Annotated in this window: 1 pseudogene; it reads left to right on the top strand. The window is 59.1% G+C overall.

Annotated features, from left to right (window positions below):
• A pseudogene (locus EN994_RS34670) lies at positions 1 to 506 on the top strand (glutamine synthetase); the annotation flags it as partial.

Raw genomic sequence — 506 nt, forward strand, 5'->3', positions numbered from 1 at the left:
CACCACACGCATGACGACCTGCCGCATTCGCCGCGCGCCATCTTGAAGAAGCAGGTCAAGCGGCTGAGCGAGCGCGGCTATATCGGCTATTTCGCATCCGAGCTCGAATTCTATCTGTTCAACGAGACCTACGATTCGGCCCGCAAGAAGCACTGGCAAGGTCTCGACACCGCATCGCCCTATATCGGCGACTACCAGATCGGCATCACCACCAAGGAAGAAGGCGTCATGCGCCGGCTTCGCAACGAAATGGAAGCGGCCGGCATTCCGATCGAGAATTCCAAGGGCGAGTGGGGTCCGGGCCAGGAAGAGATCAATGTGCGCTATGCCGAGGCGCTCGACATGGCCGACCGCCACGTCATCCTGAAGAACGGCGCCAAGGAAATCGCCGAGTCCGAGGGCAAGGCGATTTCGTTCATGTCCAAGTATAATTACGGGCTCGCCGGCAATTCCAGCCACATCCACAATTCGCTGTGGAGCGCCGACGGCAAGACACCGCTGTTCTT

The organism is Mesorhizobium sp. M7A.F.Ca.CA.002.09.1.1 (assembly GCF_003998555.1).
Taxonomy (GTDB): domain Bacteria; phylum Pseudomonadota; class Alphaproteobacteria; order Rhizobiales; family Rhizobiaceae; genus Mesorhizobium; species Mesorhizobium ciceri.